This is a genomic window from Streptomyces sp. NPDC091371, assembly GCF_040684275.1.
GTDB lineage: Bacteria > Actinomycetota > Actinomycetes > Streptomycetales > Streptomycetaceae > Streptomyces.
Genome location: NZ_JBFBFP010000008.1, coordinates 35125 through 53752 on the forward strand (window position 1 = coordinate 35125; position 18628 = coordinate 53752).

Sequence of the window (18628 nt, forward strand, 5' to 3'; positions counted from 1 at the left end):
GGGATCGTGGCGAATGGTGTGGTGAACGCGGAAGAGTTGACGAAGCGTTACCGCGGAAAAGAGACGCCGGCTGTCGACCGTATCTCATTCGACATCGCGGAAGGCGAGACCATCGGGCTGCTGGGACCCAACGGTGCCGGGAAAACGACCCTGATGAAGATGATCTGCGGCGTCACCCCTCCCACCACTGGGACGATCCGGGTGTTCGGCGCGGACCCGGCGCGCGACCCCGTCGCCGCCAAGAGCGGCATCGGTGCGATGCACCAGTCCGCCCCGTACGACGAGATGCTCTCGGCCCTGGACAACCTGCAGATCGCCACCCGCTTCAAGGGCCTGTCCTGGCGCACCACCCGGCCCTGGGCGCTGGAGGTGGCCGAGTACCTCGGCCTGAAGGACGCCCTGTCGCGGCTCGTCTTCCAACTGTCCGGGGGACAGCGCCAGCGCCTCCAGCTCGTACGGGCCCTGCTGACCATCCCCCGGCTGCTGATCCTCGACGAGCCCTCGGCCGGCCTGGACGTGGCCGGACGGCACCAGATCGAGCGGTTCGTGCGGTGGCTCCGCGAGGAGAACGGCATGACCGTCATCTGGACCAGCCACATCATCGAGGAGCTGGAGCGCAACGCCCAGCGCGTCCTGGTCATCAACAAGGGCCAGGTGGTCCGCTTCGCCCAGCCGAGCGAGCTCGTACGGGAGTTCGGTGGCGCGCACCTGCTGGTGACCGTGGACGACGCGGTCGGGGCCAAGGTCGTCAAGGAGTGGGCCGGTACGTCCGGGCTGGCCGCGACCGCCCAGGACACCGAGGTCCGCATAGAGAACGCGCAGGTCAGGGATGTACTGCCGCAGCTGTCGCAGCACTGCCACGACGCCGGAGTCGTGATCTCGGGGATCTCCACCGTCACCGACTCGCTGGAGCAGGTCTTCCTGCGCATGACCGGGAACGAGGGCTGACACCGTGACCGACCTGGGATTCAAGAACAGGGCACCGGTCGGGACGGGGAACCCGGCCGACTTCACCGCCGTGTTCTACCGCGAGTACGCGCTCCTCGCCCGCAACAGGGTCAACCTCATCCTCGGCCTGACCCCCATGCTCGTGTACCTGCTGCTGGTGAACACCTCGCTCGGCAACGTCGTCGGGGACATCACCTACCGGGGCGAGACCCTGCCGTTCGCGGTCTTCCTCCTCCCCATGGTGCTGGCGATGTCCGTGGTCAGCGCCTCCGGGACGACCGGCATGGCGATGTTCCAGGAGGAGATGAGCGGCGTCTCGACCCAGCTGTGGAGCTGGCCGCTGCGCCGGTCGCGGTTCCTCGCCGGCAAGCTGCTGGCCGGCGTCTCGCTCGTGCTCGCCCAGAGCGTGCTGGCCCTGATCGTCGCCGCGCTCATCTTCGACTACCCGTTCCACGCGTCCCACTGGATCTGGCTGCTGGCGGCGCTGGTCCTGTCCTCGGCGGCGTTCAACGGGCTGTACCTCGCCGCGGCGATCCTCATCAGCGACTACCGCACCTTCATGGTGCTCACCAGCGTGTCGATGCCGGTCCTCGTCTTCGCCGCGCCGTCGCTGTCCCCGACGGAGCAGCTCCCCACCGTGCTCCGGTGGATCTCGACGGTGAACCCGGTGTCCTACGCGGTCAACGGGATGCGCGACGCCGCGATCTTCGGCCTGGAGAAGGCGTGGCCCTCCCTGCTGATCCTCGCCGCCGTCGCCCTCGTCGCCAATGTCGTCGCCGGCCGCGCGCTGTTGCGGCGCACCCGGAACCTCTGACCCGCAGGGAGTCCCTCACCGTGCAGACCGAAGACCCGCCCCTGTCCTGCCTGTCCTGGCTCGCCTCGCCGCAAGACCGCTCCGTGCTCTGCCTGCCGGGGACGAACAGGGCCCGGCACCCGGCGGCCACCTGGGAGATGGCGAGCGGAGCGGCCGCCAAGGTGGGCGTCACCCGGGTCGCCGACATCACCCGGCTCGACACCATCGGGATCCCGACCTTCCAGGCCGTCCGGCCCCTGTCCAGGACCCTCGCCGTCTCCCAGGGCAAGGGGATGACGCCCGAACTGGCCAAGCTGTCCGCGGTGATGGAGTCCGTCGAGACCTGGCACGTGGAACAGCCGGCCCGGCCCGACCTGACGGCCGCACCCCGCGAGATCGGCCCGGAACTCGGCTACGACGTGGCCGCCCTGGCGCCCAGCGCGCCGAGTCTGCTGCACGACCGGCTGCCACTGGACTGGGTGGCGGCCCGATCGCTGGTCGACGGCGCGCGGACCTACGTCCCCGCGAGCCTCGCCCGGCTGACGCTGGAGGAGAACACCGACTGGAACCCGCCGGTGTTCTTCGAGTCTACGAACGGCCTGGCCAGCGGGAACACACTGGTGGAGGCCGCCTTGCACGCGCTGTGCGAGGTCATCGAGCGGGACGCGATGACGGCGGCCGTCAGACAGGGCGGGGAGATGGGCGTACGCGTCGACCCGCACTCGGCGGGCTCGGCGGTCGCCGAGGAACTGTGCGCGCTGATCGAGCGCGCCGACGTCACCCTCGAGGTCCGGTTCGTACCGTCGCCCACCGGCCTGCCGTGCTTCCTGTCCTGGGTCGCCTGCCACGACTACCCGGCCCCGATGTTCGGCTTCGGCTGCCACCTCAGCCCGGAGATCGCACTCACCCGCGCCATCTCCGAAGCGGCGCAGGCCCGGCTCGCGTACATCGCCGGGGCGCGCGACGACCTCAGCAGCGACTTCGGCCACGTGGACGTCGGCCGGCTGAAGAACGCGCGGACCGGCGCGAAGGCCGACATCGGCGGCCTCGTCGCGGAGCCGCCCCGGCACGACGGCCTCGTCGATGACCTCGCCTACGTGGTGCGGCAGTCGGCCGCCGCCTTTTCCCACCCGCCCGTCGTGGTCGACCTGACGAGGGACGAGATCGGGGTCCCGGTCGTCAAGGTCGTCGCGCCGGGCAGCCGCGTGTGTCCGGAGGTGTTGTAGTGAGCACGCCCAAAGTGGTGGTCCACGCGGGGCCGACGATCTCGGCGGCCGACGTGCGCGCGGTGCTCCCGGAGGCGGAGGTACGGCCGCCCGCCGGGCGGGGAGATCTGCTGGCGGACCCCTGGCGCCCGGGAGACGTCGTGGTCGTCATCGACGGCTACTTCCGGGAACGGCGGTCCGTCGGGCACAAGGAGATCCTCCAGGTGCTCACCGAGGGCGTGGACGTAGTCGGCGCCGCGAGCATGGGAGCGCTGCGCGCCGCGGAACTGGCCCCCTGCGGGATGAGGGGCCTCGGCGCCGTCTACGAGATGTACGCCTCGGGAGAGATCGACGGCGACGACGAGGTGGGCGTCCTGCACGGTCCGGCCGAGATGGGGTACCCGGCGCAGACCGTGGCGCTGGTCAACCTGCGCTACGGCTGCAAGGAGGGGGCCGAGACCGGCCTGGTCCCGGCGGAGTCGGGGCGGCGGATCGTGGCGGCGGCCGCGGCCCTGCCCTTCACCCACCGCGGCTGGAAGGACATCGAGCGGGCGCTGGACGAGCACGACCACGACGCCCTGCGCACGCTGGAGGAGATGATCGGCTCCGGCGTCTGGGACCTCAAACGGCTCGACGCCATGTCGGCGCTGCGGGCGGTCGCCCGCCGAGGCGCCGCCGCGCCCGCTCCTCTTGCCGCGGAGGTGCCGTTCACCGGGATCAGCCGGACCCAGTCCCTGGTCCGCAGGACCCGGCGCGAGTACGCCCCCGGCCGGTGGATGTCGGACCTGGACGTCCTGGACGCGGCCCGGCTGTTCGACGGCGCCTACCCGGCGCTGCACGAGGAGGTCCTCTCCGGCCTGCTGGAGGACCTCGCGGGGGCCGGGGGGATGACGTTCGAGGCGTACGCGTCGGCCAAGCTCGGACTCGACGGGAGTGCGCCGCTGCCGGGCTCACTCGCCGGGTGGCTCACGGAGCCGGAGCGGGACGGGCTCGCGGTGGCGGACCAGATCCGGCTTCTCATGGTGCGGGTGTGGCCGGTATGGCGGTCGGTGGACTGGCGGCCGGCGGCGCTGGCCCGGCTGCGGGAATCCGACCGCTGGGAGGAGTGGTGCGAGCTGGTCGGCCGGGCCGACGAGGCGACGGAAGCGGCCCGGCCCCGGCTCGTGGTCCCGCCGCCCGCGATGTGCGCGAAGCTGTTCCTGCGCCATTGGCAAGGCCGGGGCACGACACCGGACGCCGAACTGGCCCGCCGTGGCTTCACCGGCCTGGACGAACTCGGCGGCGCGGTGACGAGGTTCTTCGCGTACGACGTCCGGCGCGGCCGCGAACGGGGGAACGCCGTGTCCGGCTGAGGCCGGGGCCGGGCATATCCAGCCCGTCCGGCGTTTGAGGACCGGGGGTCTGGGGGCGGAGCCCCCAGTTTCGGGAAGGGGCGGGGTGGGGGAAGGCCCCGCGCAGCGGCCCCGCCCGCCGCCCCGCGGGGTGGGGGCCGGGGCCGGGCGCGCGGCGGGGCACCTCCTCGGGCTCCGAACGTTTCCAGGGGTCGGCGGGCCGAGCGTGGTTGCGTTCGGAGCCCTGCGGGGGCGCCCCACCGCACACCCGGCCCCGGCGGGGTGTCGCAGGGTGCGGCCGGTCCCCTACAGTGCGTGATGCCCGCTACGTACAGGAGCAGAACTGTGGCCACCCACGCCCGACCCGTGCCCGAGCTGGACACCGCGCTCGTCGAGCGGTGGCAGGCCGGGGGAGGGGAGCTCGTCGACCTCTTCGGCCAGGTGCGCGAGCGCCTCGGCGGTGTCGCCGCGTTCCGGCTCGGACCGCGCCCCACCGTCCTGGTCACCGACCCGGTGGCCGTGCAGCACGTGCTCGCGCTGCACCCCGGCCGGTACGTGAAGCGCTCGCACCGCGCCCGGCTGCTGATCGGCGACGGGCTGCTGGCCGCCACGGGCGAGGCGTGGCAGCGCCAACGGCGGCTGCTGCAGTCCCAGTTCACCGGCCCGGGGATGCGCCGCTACGAGCAGCGGATCACCGGGGCCGCGCGGACGGCGGCCGCGCGCTGGGCCTCGTACGCCCGCACCGGGGAGGTCTTCGACGTCGGTGACGAGATGCGCCGCTTCGCCCTGGACACCATCTGGCGGGCCCTGACCGGGCATCCCCTCGACCCCGGCACGGAACGCGAACTGGCCGCCGTGCCCGCCGTGGTGGCCGCCCTGCCCAGCCTGCCCGCCGACGGCGTCGCCGCCCAGGGGGCCGTCGCCGACGAGCTGGCCAGGATCGACGCCGTGGCGAGCCGCGCGATCGCCGCCGCCCGCGCCGGCGAGGCCGGACCCGACGGGCCGGGCCTGCTGCACCTCCTGACCGGGGCCGCCGGGACCCGCCCCGAGTACGACGACCGGCTGATCCGCGACGAGCTGGTCACCCTGATGGTCGCCGGTCACGAGACCACCGCCTCCACCCTCACCTGGCTCCACCTGCTGCTGGACCGCAACCCCGGGGCGCGGGAACAGGCCCTCGCGGCGGGCGCCGAGGGCTCCGCGGAGCGCCGGCAGGCCGTCCAGGCGCTCGTCCACGAAACGCTCCGCTTCTACCCGTCGGCCTGGATACTGCCGCGCTGCGCGGCCGAGGACGACGTCCTCGCCGGGTACCGGATCGAGGCCGGCACCGATGTGCTGGTCTGCCCCTACCTCACGCACCGGGACCCCGGACTCTGGGAAGAACCCGAGCGGTTCGACCCCGCCCGCTTCACCACGCCCGGCCGCCGCCCCGCCCATCCGGGGAGCTACCTGCCGTTCGGCATCGGGCCCCGGGCCTGCCTGGGCCTGCAGTTCGCCCTCCGGGAAACGACCGTCCTCCTCGAACACCTGTTGCCCGCCCGGGCCCCGCGCTTCCGCTCCGTCCCGGGCGGGGCCGCGTACAGCATCACTGTCCGGCCGGACGGCCCGACCCCCGCCGTGCTGGCCGGTTAGCTGAGGCGGGATTAAACCCTTGGACCGCGCGAGCGCTCGTGCGGGACACTCCGACTCCTGTCCTGTTGGTACCTCAACGCAGGGTTTGAGATGGGATCACCCGAATCATCGAAGGTTTCCCCCCGCAGGGGCCCCGTGCTCCTCGCGCTCCGCTACTACGGACGGGAGTTGGCCAGGCTCCGCCGGCTCACCGTCCCCGCCAAGCTGCTCCCCGCACTGGGCAACATCGGCATCTTCTACATCGCACCGCTGATCGTCGCCAAGCTCGTCGGCCGGATCGTCGGGGACGGCGGTGCGGGCGTCGGCATCGGCTCGGCACTGCCCTACGTCCTCGTCTTCGCCGGGGTCCTCCTGCTCGCCGAGACCCTCTGGCGCATCGGACTCCACTGCCTGAACCGCCTCGACGCCCGTGGCATCGAGAGCCTGTACGTGATCGGCATGGACGAGCTGTTCGCCAAGGACGCCGCGTTCTTCCACGACAACTTCGCCGGCTCGCTGACCAAGCGGGTCCTGAGCTTCGCCTCCCGCTTCGAGGAGTTCGTCGACACCTTGACCTTCTCGGTCATGGGCAGTTTCGTGCCGCTGCTGTTCGCCTCGGTGGTGCTGTGGCAGTACGAACCGCTCCTCGTGGTGGGGTTGTTGGTGATGATCACCCTGGCGGCGCTGTGCGTCAGGCCGCTGATCCGGCGCCGCCAGGCGCTCGTCGCCGAGCGCGAGGAGGCCATCGCCCGGGTGTCTGGCCACGTCGCCGACAGCCTCATGAACATGGACACGGTGCGGGCGTTCGCGGCCGAGGACCGCGAGGCCGCCGAACACCGCTCCCGCGTCGCGGAGTCGCGGCGGCTCACGCTGCGCTCGTGGGACTACGGCAACCTGCGCATCGACACCGTCGTCGCGCCGATGTCCGTACTCACCAACGCGATCGGTCTGCTGCTCGCCGTCTCGCTCGGCGCGGGGGAGCACGGCGTCGAGGCGATCATCGTCGCCTTCACCTACTACGCCAACGCCACCCGGATCATGTTCGAGTTCAACCAGATCTACCGGCGGCTGGAGAGCTCGATGACGGAGGCCGCGCAGTTCACCGAACTGCTGCTGACCCCGTCGACCGTGCTCGACCCGGCCTCCCCGGAGCCGCTGCTCTCCCGGGCCGCCGACGTGCGCTTCGAGAACGTGACCTTCGCCCACGCGGGCGCGGGCAAGGAGCCGCTCTTCGACGGCCTCGACCTGAACGTGCCCAGCGGTACGAAGATCGGCCTCGTCGGCCGGTCCGGAGGCGGCAAGACCACCCTCACCCGGCTGCTGCTGCGCATGACCGACATCGACGCGGGCCGGATCCTCATCGGCGGGCAGGACATCAGCAAGCTGTCCCAGGCCGACCTGCGCAGCATGATCGCGTACGTGCCGCAGGACCCGGCGATGTTCCACCGCACGCTGCGGGACAACATCGCCTTCGCCCGGCCCGAAGCCACCGACGCCGAGATCCGCCGCGCCGCCGAGGCCGCGCACGTCACCGAGTTCGCCGACGGGCTCCCCGAGGGCTTCGACACCATGGTGGGCGAGCGCGGCGTGAAGCTGTCCGGCGGCCAGCGCCAGCGGGTCGCCCTCGCCAGGGCGATCCTGCGCGACGCGCCGATCCTGCTGCTCGACGAGGCGACCAGCGCCCTGGACTCGGAGAGCGAGATCCTCGTCCAGGACGCCCTGTGGCGGCTCATGGAGGGACGCACGGCCCTCGTGGTCGCGCACCGGCTGAGCACGGTCGCCGGCATGGACCAGCTCGTGGTCCTCGACCGCGGCCGGATCGTCGAGCAGGGCACGCACGGGCAGCTCCTCTCCGCGGAGGGCGCCTACGCGAAGCTCTGGCAGCACCAGTCGGGCGGCTTCCTCGACGAGACCCCCGCGGGGGCCGACGTGCACTGAACCGGAGCCGGACGGCAGGCCTACCGGATGCCGGGGGCCGCGGCTATCGTCCCGTACGTGACGAAGGCACCGCGGCTCCCGCCGCGCTGGTTCATCCGCCTGTTCTGGTCGGCGCACCGCGCCGTACACCGGCTCTCCGGACGCCGCGTCGGACTGTGGCGGCCGGGCGCCAAGGGCTGGGGCACGCTGCGCCTGACCACCACCGGGCGCCGCACCGGCGAGCAGCGCAGCGTCATCATCGGCTACTTCGAGGACGGTCCGAACCTGGTCTCGATGGCGATGAACGGCTGGGGCGAGGCCGAGCCCGCCTGGTGGCTCAACCTCCAGACCCACCCGGACGCCACCGTCGACCTCCCCGACGGCCGCCGCCAGGTCCACGGCCGCGCCGCGACGGGGGAGGAACGAGCCCGGCTATGGGCCCGCTGGACCGAGATCGACCCGAACCTGAACGCCCACGCGGCCCGCAGGCCGTCCGAGACGGCGGTGGTGGTCCTGGCCCCCGGGCCCACTCCACCGTCCTGAAGCGGTCCGGGCGGGCGGGGTGCTGCCCCGCCCGCTGGGGGCTCAGCCGCCCAGTACGTCCTGGAGGGCGTGGCGGAACGCGGCCATGTCGGCCGGGGTGCCGATGGACACGCGCAGCCAGCCGTCGGGGCCCGCCTCGCGGATCAGGACGCCCCGGTCCAGCAGTCCGCGCCAGACGGCGTGCCGGTCGTCGAAGGTGCCGAACAGGACGAAGTTCGCGTCGGAGTCGGCGGCCCGCAGCCCGATGCCGCGCAGCCAGTCCACGGTGGCGTCCCGCTCGGCGCGCAACTCCGCCACCCGGCCCAGGAGTTCCTTCCGGTTGCCGAGCGCGGCGCGGGCCGTGGCCTGGGCGACGGCCGACAGGTGGTACGGCAGCCGTACGATGCGCAGCGCGTCCACCACGGCCCGGTGCGCGGCGAGGTAGCCGAGCCGGCCGCCGGCCAGCGCGAAGGCCTTGCTCATCGTGCGGCTCACGATCAGCCGCGGGTGGGCCGGCAGCAGCGTCACCGCGCTCGGCACGCCGTCGCGGCGGAACTCGGCGTACGCCTCGTCGACCACCACCACGCCGGGGGCCGCGTCGAGCACGGCTTCGATGTCGCGCAGCGGCAGCGCGGTGCCGGTGGGGTTGTTCGGCGAGGTCAGGAAGACCACGGCGGGCCGGTGCTCGGCGATCGTGTCCAGGGCGTGGCCGAGGTCCAGGGCGAAGTCGTCCGCGCGCCGCCCGGCGACCCAGGTGGTGAGCGTGTTGCGGGAGTACTCCGGGTACATCGGGTAGTGCGGGGCGAAACCGAGGGCGGTGCGGCCCGGTCCGCCGAAGGCCTGGAGGACCTGCTGCAGCACCTCGTTGGAGCCGTTGCCCGCCCACACCTGCTCGGCGGCCAGCGCCACTCCGGTGTCCTCGGTGAGGTATCCGGCGAGGTCGCCCCGCAGGTCCCGGAACTCGCGGTCCGGGTAGCGGTGCAGCTGCCGGGCGGCGCCGGCCACGGCGGCGGCGATGTCGGCGACCACCCGCTCCGACGGCGCGTACGGGTTCTCGTTGACGTTCAGCAGCACCGGTACGTCCAACTGCGGTGCGCCGTAGGGTTCCTCGCCGCGCAGCTCGTCGCGCAGCGGCAGCTCGGCCAGGGTGATCTCGGCCCAGGGGGCGGGGGTCGTGCTCAATCGGGTTCTCGTTCCTCGTGCCTTGTGCGGTGGTCCGGCGGCCTGCCGGGGGCGGGGCGCCGGCCGTGCGGCCGTGCGGCCGTGCGGCCGTGCGGCCGTGCGGCCCTCGCAACTCATAGCGGTCGCAGGCGAACGCAGTGCGGACAGCGCCCTCGGCGGGCGCTCCGAGCAGGTCCGTCGGGTCGTCTGGAATTCATCTGGAGTACACACCTGGAGTGACGGCAACCGGCAAGATCGTCGGGTTGACCCCAACCGGCGGGCCGCCCGCGCCAGCCCGGACCGGCTCGCCGAGCTCAGGCTGCTCAGCCCATCCGCCGTGCCGGGCAGACCGAGTTGGACCAGGCCGGGGAAGGAGTGGCCCGCCCGATCGACGAGTTCAGCGATCCGTACCCATGGACACCCTCATGCCCCTGGCCCTCCCGGCCTCACCCGCCTTCACGGCGCTCGTCCCCGTGGTCGTCCTGTTCGCCGCGCTCATGCACGCGAGCTGGAACGCCGTGGCGCACGCGATCAAGGACAAGCTGCTCGGCTTCGCCCTGATCAACCTCGCCTACCTGCTCTTCGCGATCGTCCTGGCCTGCTTCGTCCCGGTGCCGCCCGCCTCCGCCTGGCCCTACATCGCCGGCTCCGCCGCGCTCCAGGTGCTGTACCAGCTGATGCTGCTGCAGGCGTACAAGCTGGGCGACTTCGGCCAGATGTACCCGATCGCCCGCGGCACCTCGCCCTGGGTGGTCGCCGTCGCGGCCACCCTGCTGCTGGGCCAGGCGCTGCCGGGGTGGGAGCTGGCGGGCGTCCTGGTCATCTCCGCCGGGCTCATCGGGCTGACCCTGGCCGACGGCGTACCCGGCCGCGGCCACCTGCCCGCGCTCGCGGCCGCCGTCGGCACCGGCGTGCTGATCGCCTGCTACACGCTGCTGGACGGGGTCGGCGTCCGCCACTCCGACACCGTGCCCGGCTACGTCGCCTGGACCCTGCTGCTGCAGGCGCCGGTCATCCCGCTGATCGCCTTCGCCGTCCGCCGCCGGTCCCTGCTGACCGAGCTGCGGCCGGTCGCGGCCCGCGGCCTGATCGGAGGGATGCTCTCGCTGTCCGCGTACGGGCTGGTGGTCTGGGCGCAGGCGTACGGGACGCTCGCCGGGGTGTCGGCCCTGCGCGAGACGAGCATCGTCTTCGCCGCCCTGATCGGCAGCCTGGTCTTCCGGGAACGGCTCGGCCGGGTGCGGCTCGCCGCGAGCGCCACGGTCCTGGCCGGGATCGTGCTGCTCAACGTCGGCTTCGGCTGAGCGGACCCGCCCGGGGCGGCCTACGGTCGAGGTATGAGCGAGATTGTCGTCGTGTACGAGCTCGACAAGCCGACGGCGGGCGACGCCGAACCGTCCGTCCTCCGCGTGCACGCGGTGCCCGGTGCCCCCGGCAGGGCGGCCGTCGCCGGGCCGCGGACCTACTGCGGCCGGGACACCTTCGCGATGGAGGTGTCCCCGTGGAAGCCCGCCGACCACCCGGGTGGCACCTGGTACGCCCCGGAGCACGCGAGCCTGGTGTGCGCGGCCTGCGACGACGCGGTGGGCGGCTAGGGCCGGCGACTACGCGACGGGTCCGGCCAGCAGGATCCGGTTCCGCTCGCGGTCGACCGTCACGATCCGCACCCGCAGCTCCTGGCCCTCGTGGAAGGTCTCCGGGGAGGCAGGCTGGTCGGTGAGGGGAATGAGCCCCCCGACGCAGTCGTCGAGGTGGACGAAGATTCCGATGGACGCGATCTGTACGACGCGTGCCTCGACGACCTGACCGGCGCGGTAGCGCGGCAGCAGGTCCTCGTGCTCGGCCCACTCGCCGAGTACGACCCCCACCTGGTACTCGCGGTCGGAGTGCCAGGCGACCTGGCCGGTGACGCGCTGCCCCGGCATCGGCAGCTCCATGCACCTGGGCATCTCGGAGACCCTGGCCAGCCCCATGGCGCCGGGGCAGTCGTCGACGGCGAGGAAGACCCCGAAGCGCTGCCGGCCGATGACCTCACCCGTGATGCGGGTGCCGACGGGCAGCTTGCGGACGGTCTCGGGCCAGGCCGCCGCGGTGTCGGGCACGGGTCGTCCGTCCTCCCCGGGCCAGGAGTACGCGTTCATCCGCGGATCATGGCATGCGCCGGTCTACTTCTTCGCGTGCTCGCCGAGATAGAACAGCAGGTAGACGAAGCCCGCGAACACGTGCGTGCCGAAGATGTAGAAGAAGGCCCGCAGCGCCACGCCGCGCTCCAGCCACCGGGCCTGGCTCTTGGCCCGGGACGGGCCGTCCGGCTCCGGGGCGGCCGTGTTCGCGTCGTTCATCCGCTGGTCTCCATGGTCGTTCGGGTGTGTCATCAGGCCGGAATCCGGAATCGTACGAGCATGATCTTGCCCTTGCGGGCGAGCGACGGCTCCACGCTGAGCTCGCCGTCGTACGCGGCCGCGAGCTCCGACACCGTGCGCAGTCCCGGGCCCATCCCCTCTGGGGACAGATCGGGCAGGCGGGGATCGGTGTCGTCCACGCTGACCACGAGCTGCCCGGAGCCCACGGTGATGCCCACCTCCGCCACGGGGGAGTCGTGGGCGTGGCGTACGACGTTGGCCACGAGCTCGCTGACGACCAGCAGCACGGCGTCGGCGAAGGCGGACGAGGGCTCGACCCCGGCCTGGGCGAGCCGGGCGGCGGCCGCCTCCCGGGCCCGCGGCACGGCCCCGGGCTCCACGGCGAGGGAGACCACGTGCCGGCGCACCTCGGGCCGGGTGTGCTCCACCGCCGCTCCGGACCGGCCCCGGCGCCAGGGCAGGAAGCGCCCGGCGCCCATCACGTACCCGTTCCCTGCCGCACGTCGCGGAGTTCTTCCAGGAGCCGGCTCTGCCCGGTGAGCACGCCGGTCAGGACGCGCCGGGCGGCGGCCAGGAGGTCGGCGACGTCGCCGCCCGCGAGTTCGTAGACGACGGTGGAGCCCCCGCGCGTGGCGGTCACGATCCCGGACCGGCGCAACACCGCGAGCTGCTGGGACAGGCTCGACGGCTCGACCTCGATGGCGGAGAGGAGGTCCCGGACCGGCATCGGCCCGTCCTGGAGGAGCTCCAGCACGCGGATGCGCACCGGGTGGCCGAGCATCCGGAAGAACTCGGCCTTGGCCTGGTACAGCGGTACCGACACGCTCACCGGTCAGCCGCCCCTTCTCCGGTCCCGTCGGGCTCGTCCGTGTTGATGCCGTGCTTGCGGGCGAGCCGAAGCGCGTCCTCCAGCTCGTCCTGGGCCAGATCCGCTTCGTACTCGTCCTGCTCGTCGAGCGCGGCCCGGAGGCGGGCGCGTGCCTGCCGCACCCGTTCGCGCGCGGCTTCGGCGAATCCGACCACTCCGACCGCCTCCCAGGTGCTTGATCACCACGGCACATGGCGAATTGAAGAACTCTGCAATTCTAGCCGCGGCGGTCGGCGCGGCTGCGCCGAAGGCCGCCCGCTCGGCCGATCGGGCGCATTCCGGTGCCGCCCTGTGATGCACGGGCTGCTGCGCGGGTAGGGCCGCCGCCATGACCGCGATTGAGCTCGGCAGTACGGCGTTCCGCGACCACCAGGAAATCCCGCGGCGCCACAGTGGGGAGGGGGACGACGTCTCGCCTCCCCTGACCTGGTCGGCGGCGCCCGAGGGGGCGCGGGAGCTGGTCCTCGTGTGCGAGGACCCCGACGCGCCCGGAGGCACCTTCCTGCACTGGCTCGTCACCGGAATCGACCCGGGGAGTTCCGGCGCGGCCGAGGGCGCGGTGCCGCCCGGCGGCCGCGAGTGGCCCAACGGCTTCGGGAGGGTGGGCTGGAACGGGCCGATGCCTCCCCCCGGGCACGGCCGGCACCGCTACTTCTTCCGCCTCTACGCCGTCTCCGAACCCCTCCCGCTCCCCGAACGCCCCGGCTCCGACGCCGTGCACCGCGCCCTGAAGGGCCGGGAACTGGCCGCCGGCACCCTGGTGGGCACCTACGAGCGGGGCTGACCCTCCGGCGCCCCGTGCCCGAGGAGGCCGAGCAGCGTGCGGCGCAGCACGGCGTCGCCCGCCGGGGCGGGGCGGCCGGCGAGGCCGGAGCGGAACAGCGCCGATCCCTCCATCAGCATGACGAACACCTCGGCGCGCGCCCGTGCCTCGTCGGGCGGCAGGGCCGGGGAGCGGCCGGTGATGAACTCGGCCACGTGCGCGGCGTAGGCGCCGTAGAAGCCGCGCACGGCCTCCGCGGCCGCCTCGTCGTGCGCCGCCATGGCCCAGACCTCGACGAACAGCCGTACCAGGGGCAGGTCTTCGTGCTCGCCGAGGAGGGTGTCGAGGACGGCCGGGAGGCCTGCGCCCTGGACGAAGGCGAGGCCGGCCACGCGCTCCAGGGAGGCGGCGAGGATCCGGTCGAGCAGCGCCGCCAGCAGGTCCGTGCGGGTCGGGAAGTAGTACTGGAGGTGGCCGAGCCGGACTCCGGCCGCCTCCGCCACCGTACGCATCGTCAGCTCGGCGCCCCCGGAGGAGGTCAGGATCCGCTCCGCCGCGTCCAGCAGGGCCTCCCGCCGCTGCCGGCCCTTCGGGGTCGGCCCCGGGGGAGGCGCGGTGGAGGGCCCGGCGGGAGGCCCGGCCGGAGGCGCGGCGCTCACGCGGCGGCCTCGCCTTCGCAGGCCGACCGGTCCACGGCGAGGGCGACGCCCTGGGCCGCCAGCAGGTCCGTGGCGTGGGCCGGGGCCGGATGCTGCTCGGGGAAGACCACGCCCGCCGGCGCCGGGTACCCGTCGGTGCCGAGTACGCGGCGCAGGCCCAGCAGCGCCCCGACCGCCGTCAGGTGGCTCTGCCCGCGCGGGTCGGTGACGGTCGCGCCGAGCTCGCGCCCCTGGTGCGAGACGTCCACGCGGAGCAGGGCCGTGCCCCCCTCGCCGGGCGAGTGCAGCAGGGCGCGGCGCGCGGGGGCCCAGCGCTCGCCGCCGGCCCAGCGGAAGAACCCCGTCCCGCGCAGGGCGAGCAGCGCGCGGGTGGCGGCGGGGGAGCTGAAGCCGATGCGGGTGGCGGCGGTGGTGGTGCCCAGGGTCAGGGGGAGCGTGAACTGCTCCGGGGTGTCGATGCGGGCGACGCGTACGGGCGTGCCGCCGATGAGGACGGAACGGGAGTCCGTCAGCGGCGCAGCGAGCCTGCGCCGGCCGCCGTCGACCACCTCGAAGCCCACCCCGAGCCGGTCCATGAACTCCACGGAGTCCGCGCCGGCCCGGTCGGCCATGTCCCACCGCACGGCGGTCTCCACCCGCTCGGCGCCCCCCAGTTCGGCCGCGAGCGAGGCCGCGACCAGGCTCACGACCCCGCCCATCCAGGCGGAGGACAGCAGCACGGGGGCGGTGGGCCGCAGCAGCGCGGCCACGGTGACCGCCCGCTGCAACCGGGCCGTCCAGCGCGTGATGTCCACGTACGGGACCCCGGCGGTGACGGCCGCGCGCAGTACCCGGTCGTCGGGGTCGTTCACCGAGTTGATCACGGCCCGTACGCCTGCGCTGAAGGGGGCGGGGTCGCCGAGGTTCCAGGCGCGCACCTCGCCCCCGAGCTCGGCCGCCAGCGCCCGGCCCCGCTCGGGCGAGCGTCCGGTGAGCAGGACCGGGGCGTCGACGGCGGCCATCCGGGCGATCTCGGCCCCGACGGTGCCGTACCCGCCGGTGATCAGTACGGGGCCGGCGGGATCGTGGCGCAGTGAGTCGGTCATGATCCGGATTCTAGGTCGATCGACCTAAAAATAGCCAGGGCCCTCAGGAATCCAGGGCGGCGAGGATCTCGGCGGTGCTGCTGACCTTGCCGATGCGCGGGAAGATCTTGCCGAAGGTGTGGGCGTGGGACTCGGCGTCCAGGTCGGCGGTGGCGTCCTCGGCGAAGACCAGGTCGTAGCTGAGCTCCCAGGCGGTACGGGCGGTGGACTCGACGCCGACGCTGGTGGAGATGCCCGCGAGCACGATGCGGTGGATGCCGCGGCGGCGCAGCTGGAGGTCGAGCTCGGTGCCGGTGAAGGCGCCCCAGTGGCGCTTGGTCACGACGACGTCGCCGAGGGCGGCGAGCTCGGCGGGGATCTCGGAGAACGCGGCGGGCGGGGCGGCTGCGGGCCCGGGGCGGTCCACGTTGCTGGTGGGCAGGTCGCCGCCGTCGGGGGACCAGGCCACCTTGACCAGGACCACGGGGAGCCTGCGGGCACGGAAGGCCCCGGCGAGCTCGACGCCCTTCGCGAGGATCTCGGCGGAGGGCTTGGCCGTGGGCATGGCCAGGATGCCGGTCTGGAGGTCGATAAGGACCAGAGCGGTGTCCTCGCCGAGGGTGAGGCGGTTCGGGCCGGGGGTGGTGGCGGTCATGCGGTCTCCTTCGGGCGGGTGGCGGACGTGTCCGACCTTAAGCGGCATATGGGGAATGCGGGTCGACCGCGCAAGCCGTCCGTGCCGGTCCGGCAGCGCGCGACACGCGCTACCCTGCGAACGTGAGTGCGAATGCGGGGGAGTCCCGGCCGGCCCTGACGGCCCGGCTGACCGGAGCGGAACTGGCGCGCTGGTACTGGACGTTGGCCGAACTGGGCGTGCTGGCGCGGGAGATGGGGCTGTCGGCCGGGGGAGGCAAGGCGGCCGTCACCGCCCGGCTCGCCGCCGCCCTCGACGGCCTCCCGGCACCGGCGGCCGCACCGGAGCCGCCCGCGGCCCGGAGGGCGGGGCGCGGGCTCACCGCCCCCGTCGACGGCGAGACCGTGATCCCGCCCGGGCAGCGGTGCAGCCAGGTGCTCCGGGAGTACTTCACGCGGGAGATCGGCCCCGGCTTCCACTTCGACGCGTTCATGCGCGAGTACATCGCCGGGCACGCCGGGCACATTTTGGCCGAGGCCGTCGCCCACTGGCACGCCACCCGGGCCCGGGCGGCCGAACCGCGGGAAGTGGGAGCCCAGTTCGAGTTCAACCGGTTCCTGCGCGCCTGGCACGCGAGCCACCCCGCCGGCACCCGCGCCGAAGCCCTGGACGCCTGGCGGGCCCACCGGGCGCGCCCCCGCCACTGACCTCACCGGGCAGCGGCACGCGCACCCGGCTCCGGCAGCCGCCGGGCCAGGGCCCACGCCAGCACCGGCAGTGCGGCCAGCGGCAGCAGGGCGGCGCGCAGCGAAGCGGCGTCCGCGAAGGCGCCGATGAGCGGGCTCGCGAGGCCGCCCGCGCTGACGGTCAGGCCGAGGGTGACCCCGCTCGCCGTGCCCATGCGCGTCGGGAGGTAGTCCTGGCCCAGGGTGACCTGGAGGGAGAACGGCACGTACAGCGCGGCGGCGGCGAGTGCCGCGCAGCCGGGCGCCAGGGGCAGCGGCAGGAAGAGGAGGCCGGCGACCGCGGGCACGGCGGCGGCGTACGCGCGGCGGACCGCGGTCACCCGGCCCCACCGGCCCGCCAGCCGGCCGCCGAGCAGGGTGCCGGCGGCGCTGCCCGCGAACAGGGCGAACAGGGCCACGGAGCCGAGGGTTCCACCGCCGCCGCGTTCGCGTACGTACAGGACCACGAAGGTGCTCAGGCCGGTGAACACCACCGAGCGGACGATCACCACCAGGCAGAGCCGCAGGAAGGCCCGCCCGTTCGACACCGGGGCGGCCACCGGGAGAGCCTCCGGCCGGCTGCCCGGGGACTCCAGCGCGGCCGCGGCGGTCCGCGCGGGCGGCCGGCCCAGGAGGACCCCGAGCGCGGCGGGCCCGGCGAGCAGGCACCAGCCGCCCGGCCCGGGAACCGCCAGGGCGCCCATGACCAGCAGCGGGGCGCAGGCGAAACCGATGTTCCCGCCGAGCGCGAACCAGCTCATCTCCGCATGCCCGGTGCCGCCGAAGGCGGTGCGCACCAGGCCCGCGGCCGCCGGGTGGTAGGCGGCCGCACCCAGCCCGGACAGGGCCACGGCCGCCACCGTGGCCGGATACCCGGCGTCCAGTCCGACGAGGGCGATGCCGAGCCCGGCGGCGGCTGTGGCGAGGGGGATCAGCCAGGGCATCGGGCGGCGGTCGGCCAGGATGCCGAACAGCGGCTGGACCACGGAGGACAGCAGCGAGGCGGCGAGCACGATGCCCGACGCGGCGGCGTAGCCGTAGGAGCGCTCCGCGACGAGGAAGGGCACGAGCGCGGCGGCGGCGCCCTGGTAGACGTCCACGCAGGAGTGGCCCGCAGCGAGGGCGGCGATCCGGCGGCGGACCGGAGCCGCGGCCGGCGCCGGATGCGACGACGGCGAGGGGCCGGGGCCGGGGCCGGGGTGCCAGGGGTTCGTGGGGTTCGAGGGCTTCACCCGTCGAGGATCGTCGTCGGCGGCATGGTCGCGCTTCCGATAAATTGCCGTGTGATGCAGAAAATCCGCCACACCCCGCGCGCCGCCACCGGCATCCGCGCCCTGGACACGGACACCGGGATCGACCCGCACCGCCACGACGACCACCAGATCGCCTACGCCGGTTCCGGGGTCCTGTCGATCACCACCGACGCCGGCACCTGGGTGGCGCCCGCGACCCGGGCCCTGTGGATCCCGGCCGGGACGGTGCACGAACACCGCGCCTTCGGCCGTACCGACCTGCACCTCGTGGGCCTGCCCGCCGGCGTCAACCCGCTGTCCCTGGACGCGCCGGCCGTCATCGCCGTGGGCCCGCTGCTCCGCGAGCTGATCCTGGCCCACACCCGCGACCCGCAGGACGACACCCCCGAGCGGCGCCGGCTGCTCGCGGTCCTGCTCGACCAGCTGCGGGCCTCGCCGCTCCAGCCGCTGCACCTGCCCGCCCCGGCCGACCCGCGGCTCGCGGCGGTGTGCGCGCTGCTCCACGCCGACCCGGGGGACCCGCGGGGGCTGGCCGCGCTGGCGGCGGCGGCCGGGGCGGGGGCCGGCGAGCGGACGCTGAGCCGGCTGTTCCGGGCCGAACTGGGGATGACCTTCCCGCAGTGGCGCACCCAGCTGAGGCTGCACCAGGCGCTGCGGCTGCTGGCCGTCGGCACGCCTGTGACGGTGGTCGCGCACCGCTGCGGCTGGTCGTCCGCGAGCGCGTTCATCGACGTCTTCCGGCGTGCCTTCGGGCATACGCCGGGGGCTTACGGCCGCTCGTAGACGGGCGGGAAGAGCGGTTTCTTCCGCC

At 73.9% G+C, this 18628-nt stretch carries 22 protein-coding genes; 12 read left to right on the plus strand and 10 right to left on the minus strand.

Annotated features, from left to right (window positions below):
* The first annotated feature begins 21 nt into the window (after positions 1–21).
* From AB0O21_RS11930 to AB0O21_RS11960, 7 genes are all read left to right on the plus strand, one after another.
* Positions 22–948: an ABC transporter ATP-binding protein gene (locus tag AB0O21_RS11930; protein ID WP_365170035.1), complete on the plus strand. Its 927-nt coding sequence runs from the start codon at positions 22–24 to the stop codon at positions 946–948.
* A gap of 4 nt (positions 949–952) precedes the next feature.
* A complete protein-coding gene (locus tag AB0O21_RS11935) occupies positions 953–1762 on the plus strand; it encodes an ABC transporter permease (protein ID WP_365169576.1) in 810 nt (269 codons plus the stop codon).
* A gap of 20 nt (positions 1763–1782) precedes the next feature.
* On the plus strand, positions 1783–2967 hold the full coding sequence (locus tag AB0O21_RS11940; RefSeq protein ID WP_365169579.1) for a YcaO-like family protein: 1185 nt from the start codon (positions 1783–1785) through the stop codon (positions 2965–2967).
* Entirely contained in the window at positions 2967–4298 is a 1332-nt protein-coding gene (locus AB0O21_RS11945; RefSeq protein WP_365169582.1) for a TfuA-like protein, read from the plus strand. Before AB0O21_RS11940 ends, AB0O21_RS11945 begins: the two co-directional genes overlap by 1 nt.
* Positions 4299–4622: 324 nt before the next feature.
* Positions 4623–5909 (plus strand): cytochrome P450, encoded by a 1287-nt coding sequence (locus AB0O21_RS11950; RefSeq protein WP_365169585.1) that lies wholly within the window; start codon positions 4623–4625, stop codon positions 5907–5909.
* Between the two features lie 90 nt (positions 5910–5999).
* The gene (locus AB0O21_RS11955) at positions 6000–7826 is read left to right on the plus strand and encodes an ABC transporter ATP-binding protein (protein WP_365169587.1); all 1827 of its coding nucleotides are present in this window, start codon (positions 6000–6002) and stop codon (positions 7824–7826) included.
* 57 nt (positions 7827–7883) lie between these two features.
* Complete coding sequence (locus tag AB0O21_RS11960) at positions 7884–8348, plus strand: nitroreductase/quinone reductase family protein (RefSeq protein WP_365169590.1); 465 nt, start codon at positions 7884–7886, stop codon at positions 8346–8348.
* Positions 8349–8390: 42 nt separating this feature from the next.
* Here the strand turns inward: AB0O21_RS11960 and AB0O21_RS11965 are convergent, their stop codons facing one another.
* Positions 8391–9509 (minus strand): histidinol-phosphate transaminase, encoded by a 1119-nt coding sequence (locus tag AB0O21_RS11965; protein WP_365169593.1) that lies wholly within the window; start codon positions 9507–9509, stop codon positions 8391–8393.
* Between the two features lie 392 nt (positions 9510–9901).
* On the opposite strand from AB0O21_RS11965, the gene AB0O21_RS11970 reads away from it, so the two are divergent.
* Entirely contained in the window at positions 9902–10792 is an 891-nt protein-coding gene (locus AB0O21_RS11970; protein WP_365169596.1) for an EamA family transporter, read from the plus strand.
* A gap of 33 nt (positions 10793–10825) precedes the next feature.
* The gene (locus tag AB0O21_RS11975; RefSeq protein WP_365169599.1) at positions 10826–11083 is read left to right on the plus strand and encodes a hypothetical protein; all 258 of its coding nucleotides are present in this window, start codon (positions 10826–10828) and stop codon (positions 11081–11083) included.
* 9 nt (positions 11084–11092) lie between these two features.
* On the opposite strand, the gene AB0O21_RS11980 is transcribed toward AB0O21_RS11975, so the two are convergent.
* The 5 genes from AB0O21_RS11980 to AB0O21_RS12000 are packed head-to-tail and all read right to left on the minus strand — an operon-like array spanning position 11093 to position 12874.
* A complete protein-coding gene (locus tag AB0O21_RS11980; RefSeq protein ID WP_365169602.1) occupies positions 11093–11629 on the minus strand; it encodes a S1 RNA-binding domain-containing protein in 537 nt (178 codons plus the stop codon).
* Positions 11630–11653: 24 nt separating this feature from the next.
* Positions 11654–11830 (minus strand): DUF6126 family protein, encoded by a 177-nt coding sequence (locus AB0O21_RS11985; RefSeq protein WP_365169605.1) that lies wholly within the window; start codon positions 11828–11830, stop codon positions 11654–11656.
* A 32-nt stretch (positions 11831–11862) separates the two neighbouring features.
* Positions 11863–12330, minus strand: coding sequence for an ATP-binding protein (locus tag AB0O21_RS11990; protein WP_365170038.1), 468 nt, complete (start codon positions 12328–12330; stop codon positions 11863–11865).
* Entirely contained in the window at positions 12330–12674 is a 345-nt protein-coding gene (locus tag AB0O21_RS11995; protein ID WP_365170040.1) for a metalloregulator ArsR/SmtB family transcription factor, read from the minus strand. Before AB0O21_RS11995 ends, AB0O21_RS11990 begins: the two co-directional genes overlap by 1 nt.
* A 2-nt stretch (positions 12675–12676) precedes the next feature.
* Positions 12677–12874 (minus strand): hypothetical protein, encoded by a 198-nt coding sequence (locus AB0O21_RS12000; protein WP_365169607.1) that lies wholly within the window; start codon positions 12872–12874, stop codon positions 12677–12679.
* Positions 12875–13047: 173 nt separating this feature from the next.
* Between AB0O21_RS12000 and AB0O21_RS12005 the strand changes: the two genes are divergently transcribed.
* A complete protein-coding gene (locus tag AB0O21_RS12005; RefSeq protein ID WP_365169610.1) occupies positions 13048–13503 on the plus strand; it encodes a YbhB/YbcL family Raf kinase inhibitor-like protein in 456 nt (151 codons plus the stop codon).
* Here the strand turns inward: AB0O21_RS12005 and AB0O21_RS12010 are convergent.
* Genes AB0O21_RS12010 through AB0O21_RS12020 form a run of 3 tightly spaced genes read right to left on the minus strand, consistent with a single transcriptional unit; the run spans position 13488 to position 15860 of the window.
* Positions 13488–14141, minus strand: a complete 654-nt coding sequence (locus tag AB0O21_RS12010) for a TetR/AcrR family transcriptional regulator (protein WP_365169613.1) — start codon at positions 14139–14141, stop codon at positions 13488–13490. The two genes, AB0O21_RS12005 and AB0O21_RS12010, sit on opposite strands and share 16 nt — an antisense overlap.
* Positions 14138–15226 (minus strand): saccharopine dehydrogenase, encoded by a 1089-nt coding sequence (locus AB0O21_RS12015; RefSeq protein ID WP_365169616.1) that lies wholly within the window; start codon positions 15224–15226, stop codon positions 14138–14140. Before AB0O21_RS12015 ends, AB0O21_RS12010 begins: the two co-directional genes overlap by 4 nt.
* A gap of 43 nt (positions 15227–15269) precedes the next feature.
* Positions 15270–15860: a hydrolase gene (locus AB0O21_RS12020; protein WP_365169619.1), complete on the minus strand. Its 591-nt coding sequence runs from the start codon at positions 15858–15860 to the stop codon at positions 15270–15272.
* Between the two features lie 122 nt (positions 15861–15982).
* Here AB0O21_RS12020 and AB0O21_RS12025 point away from each other — a divergent pair, with 122 nt between their 5' ends.
* Positions 15983–16546: a DUF6434 domain-containing protein gene (locus AB0O21_RS12025; RefSeq protein ID WP_365169622.1), complete on the plus strand. Its 564-nt coding sequence runs from the start codon at positions 15983–15985 to the stop codon at positions 16544–16546.
* Positions 16547–16548: 2 nt separating this feature from the next.
* Here AB0O21_RS12025 and AB0O21_RS12030 read toward each other — a convergent pair whose 3' ends face one another.
* Complete coding sequence (locus AB0O21_RS12030) at positions 16549–17694, minus strand: MFS transporter (protein WP_365170043.1); 1146 nt, start codon at positions 17692–17694, stop codon at positions 16549–16551.
* Between the two features lie 156 nt (positions 17695–17850).
* Between AB0O21_RS12030 and AB0O21_RS12035 the strand changes: the two genes are divergently transcribed.
* A complete protein-coding gene (locus tag AB0O21_RS12035) occupies positions 17851–18600 on the plus strand; it encodes a helix-turn-helix transcriptional regulator (protein ID WP_365169625.1) in 750 nt (249 codons plus the stop codon).
* Positions 18601–18628: the final 28 nt, after the last annotated feature.

Coding starts and splice junctions, on each gene's coding strand:
- AB0O21_RS11955 (WP_365169587.1), top strand. CDS start 6,000: ATGGGATCACCCGAATCATCGAAGGTTTCCCCCCGCAGGGGCCCCGTG.
- AB0O21_RS11970 (WP_365169596.1), top strand. CDS start 9,902: ATGGACACCCTCATGCCCCTGGCCCTCCCGGCCTCACCCGCCTTCACG.
- AB0O21_RS11975 (WP_365169599.1), top strand. CDS start 10,826: ATGAGCGAGATTGTCGTCGTGTACGAGCTCGACAAGCCGACGGCGGGC.
- AB0O21_RS11980 (WP_365169602.1), bottom strand. CDS start 11,629: ATGAACGCGTACTCCTGGCCCGGGGAGGACGGACGACCCGTGCCCGAC.
- AB0O21_RS11985 (WP_365169605.1), bottom strand. CDS start 11,830: ATGAACGACGCGAACACGGCCGCCCCGGAGCCGGACGGCCCGTCCCGG.
- AB0O21_RS11990 (WP_365170038.1), bottom strand. CDS start 12,330: ATGGGCGCCGGGCGCTTCCTGCCCTGGCGCCGGGGCCGGTCCGGAGCG.
- AB0O21_RS12005 (WP_365169610.1), top strand. CDS start 13,048: ATGACCGCGATTGAGCTCGGCAGTACGGCGTTCCGCGACCACCAGGAA.
- AB0O21_RS12015 (WP_365169616.1), bottom strand. CDS start 15,226: ATGACCGACTCACTGCGCCACGATCCCGCCGGCCCCGTACTGATCACC.
- AB0O21_RS12020 (WP_365169619.1), bottom strand. CDS start 15,860: ATGACCGCCACCACCCCCGGCCCGAACCGCCTCACCCTCGGCGAGGAC.
- AB0O21_RS12035 (WP_365169625.1), top strand. CDS start 17,851: ATGCAGAAAATCCGCCACACCCCGCGCGCCGCCACCGGCATCCGCGCC.